Source organism: Paenisporosarcina sp. P4_E4_2 (genome assembly GCF_056401595.1).
This window is the reverse complement of sequence record NZ_JBFUJC010000321.1, coordinates 1-3,614: the sequence shown is the minus strand read 5'-3', so window position 1 is coordinate 3,614 and position 3,614 is coordinate 1. Positions and strand designations below refer to the sequence as shown.

The 3,614-nt window shown below is 36.2% G+C and carries 3 protein-coding genes and 1 pseudogene; all 4 read right to left on the bottom strand.

Translation table 11 applies throughout. The features are described from left to right. Positions 1 to 439: 439 nt before the first annotated feature. Entirely contained in the window at positions 440 to 1,036 is a 597-nt protein-coding gene (locus AC1DSB_RS16320; protein WP_477532886.1) for an NADPH-dependent FMN reductase, read from the bottom strand. 19 nt (positions 1,037 to 1,055) lie between these two features. Continuing rightward, positions 1,056 to 2,039, bottom strand: coding sequence for a ring-cleaving dioxygenase (locus AC1DSB_RS16315; RefSeq protein ID WP_477532887.1), 984 nt, complete (start codon positions 2,037 to 2,039; stop codon positions 1,056 to 1,058). A 125-nt stretch (positions 2,040 to 2,164) separates the two neighbouring features. After that, a pseudogene (locus AC1DSB_RS16310) lies at positions 2,165 to 2,410 on the bottom strand (MarR family winged helix-turn-helix transcriptional regulator); the annotation flags it as partial. A gap of 355 nt (positions 2,411 to 2,765) precedes the next feature. Further along, positions 2,766 to 3,128, bottom strand: a complete 363-nt coding sequence (locus tag AC1DSB_RS16305; RefSeq protein WP_477532888.1) for a YrdB family protein — start codon at positions 3,126 to 3,128, stop codon at positions 2,766 to 2,768. Positions 3,129 to 3,614 lie beyond the last annotated feature (486 nt).

Sequence of the window (3,614 nt, the reverse complement as noted above, 5' to 3'; positions counted from 1 at the left end):
ATCTCAATGTTAGTTTTTTGATGGCAGGTGCACTAGGTGTTATTTTGACTTTTCTTGTATTTAAGTTCATCGATGTGAAAGAAATAGAGAACTGAGACGATACCAGTTATTCTTAACTGCTATCGCCTATTGTTAAATTAAAGCACTTGTTAGTTTGCACAAGGTGTAGAAAAATTATTATATTAAGTGCATATAATTGCCGGCCAGCATTAGATAAGCAAGCGCTAGTTTCCATTAACTATCCAGCTATTTTGTACATCATGTTTTCCTCATATTCTTTTATAAAATCGGTAAATGATATTTTCTCTATAGTTTCTGAACAAAACCTTCAATCATCTTGATATCATTTTCCTCAGAATTTATTCAACTTAAAAAAACCCAAAATGTACATGATACCATGCACATTTTGGGTTTTTATTATGATTTTCATCCTTGAAAATTACTTACGTATTGTGTTTAATGCTGTTGTCCAAGGGATAACTTGGTCTAACATTTGGTTTACAGAAGCTGCTTGAACGTCAGCTGGTTTGAATACTGTTCCGTTTTCGAAGTCTGTAAATAGTGATAATGCTGGGTGTACACGAACATGTGCTACTAGTAATTCACTTAAAATCCCGCGTAAATGTTCTGTTGCACGAGCCCCACCTACAGAACCATATGAAACGATACCAGCTGCTTTATTATTCCACTCATCACGTAGGTAATCTAATGCATTTTTTAGTGCGCCTGTAATAGAGTGATTGTATTCTTGAACGATGAATACAAATCCATCTTGTTTTGCAATGATTTCTGACCATGCAGCTGCCCCTGATGCATCGCCGCCTGCTTCACCTAAAAGTGGTAATTTGTATTCTGCGATATCGATAATAGTGTAGTTTGCGTCACCACGTTTATCTGCTAATTCTTTTACCCAAGTTCCTACTTGTGGACTTACGCGCCCCTCACGTGTTGATCCTAAAATAATACCTATATTTAATTTTGACATTGTTTTTCCCTCCATTTTTTGTGCTCCAAATAAATTAGTTAAAAAGCCCATTTTTTGTTATTTCACCTCCTCACAAGTACTCTTTTTCAATTTCAAGTGTGCTCCGAACCGTGTTGATTGGTCGTACTGATGCCTCAATTTGTTCTCTTTTCCCTTCAAGAAATGGCGGTAACGATAATATTTCCCCTACTGTTTCGTAAGGCTCGTCCCCCATAAATCCAGGACCATCTGTTGCCCATTCAAAAAGGATTCCAGGTGCTACGCGTGCATATAGTGATTCAAAAAAGAATCGATCAACATACCCTGACGTACCTAAACCAAATTCTTTCAAACGTTCAATCCACTCATATAATACCTTTGTATCTTCCACGCGGAAGGCTGCGTGATGCACTGTACCGAATCCTTGTCGGCCTGCTGGAAAAATCGTATTGTGCTCCACAATCACTTGTGCACCATTTCCACCTTCGCCCATTTCAAATAAATGCATAGATCCCTCTTCTGCGATTTCACGCATTAGCATTACTTTTTCCAATACTTCTTTATAATAATCATACTGAGCGATACGAACATGAATAGGTCCTAAACCTGTAATCGCAAATTCAAGTGGTACCGGACCGCTCTGCCAAGGTGTCCCTGATGAAACCCCTTCATTAAATTCATCTGAAATTAACATATATTGTTGATCATCAAAGTCAACAAATGAAATAGTTTTCTTATCAAATACTGCTTTAATGCCTGTATGTTTTACTTTGTACTTATCAAAACGTTTCACCCAGTAATCAAGTGCCGCATCGGTCGGTACACGAAAAGCCGTTTTATAAATCTCGTTTGTTCCGTGTGTTCCTTTTTGAATACCTGGAAAATCAAAGAATGTCATATCTGTACCGGCAGAACCTTTATCGTCTGCAAAGAATAAATGATACGTTTGAATATCATCTTGATTTACTGTTTTCTTTACTAGACGCATTCCTAATACACATGTGAAAAATTCATAGTTTTTCTCTGCACTACTTGTAATCGCTGTTACATGGTGAATTCCCTTTAAATGATTCATTATGGTTCCTCCTTTTTTATATCAAATTAATAATTCTCGAATTCGAGATAATTATTAAAAAAATTATAGTTTCTTTGCTTGATTACTTAATTGTTTAAGTAGTTCAATCACTTTGGACATGCTCAACGAACAACAAACTTCTTCTGTTCAAGCTTATCTACCTCATAAGTGATACTACTACTTGAAATGAGGACCTTTTTGCCAATCAATTGAATTGGTTGATCGCCTTTATAATAAAGTAATTTTAATACAGCAAACTCTGTTGGATTCAAGTCAAATCTTGCTGCATCTTTTCTGATCACTTCCTGAATCGCTTGGGCTGCACGAATAATAACAGAAACAGGAAGCAACTTTTTTTGAGTTAAAACCAATAGTATCACCACTTAACTATCTTCAATCACGATATCTTTAATTCAAATATCTTTAATTCAAACTAAATATAACACGATTTTAGAATTAATGCATCACTTTTGTTCGATTTCCAAGGGATCGTATCCATTTTAACAGGAACGACGTGTTGGTTTATAAAAAAGTTTGATCAAAAATACGTCTTATTAAGTTGATTTCCCCAATATAAAAGAGCCTGCTTTAAAAAAAAGCTTGATCAAAACAGGCTCTTTAAATATTTCACGAGAACGATTTTTATAAAAAAGCTTGATCATTTTCTACCTGTGTTGCTCAACAATCACGCCCGATTATTGAAGTTCGGTTTTAGACTAATCCACTTCACATATTTACTTTATGAAGCTTCAAGATAAAGACTGCTGCCACGATAAGAAGGGACACCGTCAGAAAAGTAACCGCGAGCGCGCTTTGCCCACTTGCGTACAAAGCTGCGGAAGCAACAATGAACACAACCAGCTTAAGCGTGGTTCGTATGGGGAAGGAGAAGATGGGGAGCGACGCCTTCGGGGAGAGAAACATACCCCATAGAGTGGCTATTACTAGTGGCGTAGCAACCGCGAGTATAATTTTGACCGCTGCCCCTGTCTTGATATGATAACCCCAGTAACTGAACGCAGCCATTGCACCAAGCTCCAGTAGAAAGAATCCGGTGAGGACGCTAACACCTATCCATTTTATTTCCATCCGACTCTTCCTCCTAATAAAAAGAAATAAGAAACTAATGTTAATTTTTTTATATGCAATATGTTTCGGCCATATTCTAAAATCCTGCCCTTTAACTTAATAACAATTATTTCAAAATTCCGTCATTTGAGCAATCGCTTTATTCCAGAAAATGGCCCTTTAATTGAACAATACTGCTGGAGTTTAAAGGTCAAAAGAAAACCAAATATTAATACAGGGTTTTATCAAACTTTGTTATAAATTATCAATCTTTTTTACAAATTATCAAACTTCATTTTAAATCAACAGAATCCGTTAAAAAAACCTACTGAACTTGTACTAGTACGCTATTCCAGATCGAACTTAATCCTACATTTCTAACCTGCCCTGTTAGTTAATTAGCAATAACAGCTGACTTATCAGCCCACTGATCTACAACTAAGCTATCTAAAGTTTAAGTGAATATTTTCACAAGAACCCCTAATAATTGCATTCCCGGAGTATTGT